Below are 968 nucleotides of genomic sequence, written 5' to 3'. Positions count from 1 at the left end.
CCCTTTTTGTAATATTCCTTCATCACCTCTGCAGGAACCATGCTGCCGCCAGTAGCCCACATAATATGTGTGGCATTTTTCATTCGGTCTATTAAATGATGTTGTTCTAAATAGGCTTGTCCTTCTTTTTCCTTCGCCAACCGAATTGGACCGAATCCCCCTGCCAATGCAGAAGGCTCCAGATGAATATTCTCTGTATCAATCAATGCTCTTAATAGCTTATACAACTCATCATCACTCACCGTATAACATCCGCTTAAGAAAGGCTCAATGATTTGACCGACAAAGGCAGACGGTCTTCCAACTGCAAGGCCGTCTGCTGCTGTAATGTTGTCAATCCCAAAATCTTGTACAGAAACTTTATCATGCAATCCGGTTGCTAAACCAAGTAACATACACGGCGAATGGGTAGGCTCTGCGAAGAAACAATGCACATGATCTTGGTATATCAATTTCAAGCCAAAGGCAACTCCTCCCGGACCACCACCCACTCCACATGGAAGATAGACAAATAGGGGGTGATGTTCATCTACCGTTATATTCATATCCTCTAATTGTTTTTTTACCCGAAAAGCTGCTACAGCATATCCTAAAAATAGATCATTAGAATTTTCATCATCAATGAAGTAACAATTTGGTTTGCTATTTGCAAGTTTTCGGCCTTCCTCTACAGCTTTACTGTAATCCTCCTTATATTCAACCACCACAACTCCTTTGCTTTTAAGAAGATCCTTCTTCCACTTCTTTGCATCAGCTGACATATGAACCGTTACGTTAAACCCCATTTTTGCACTCATAATTCCGATGCTAAGTCCTAAATTGCCCGTTGATCCTACTGCAATTGAATATTGCGAGAAAAAGCTTCTGAATTTCTCACTGTCTATAATGGAATAGTCATCTTGCAGTGTTAACAACTGTTGTTGAAGAGCTAAATCTTCTGCATGCTTAAGAACCTCATAAATACCGCC

Annotated in this window: 1 protein-coding gene; it reads right to left on the bottom strand. The window is 40.7% G+C overall.

Features of this window, described 5'->3' with window-relative positions; translation table 11 throughout:
- Positions 1 to 968 (bottom strand): D-serine ammonia-lyase (locus HMPREF0083_RS15275; protein WP_021622438.1); only part of this gene is annotated, 968 nt, incomplete at both ends.

The organism is Aneurinibacillus aneurinilyticus ATCC 12856 (assembly GCF_000466385.1).
GTDB lineage: Bacteria > Bacillota > Bacilli > Aneurinibacillales > Aneurinibacillaceae > Aneurinibacillus > Aneurinibacillus aneurinilyticus.
The sequence above is the reverse complement of the archived record's forward strand: the minus strand, read 5'-3'. Positions and strand labels throughout refer to the sequence as shown.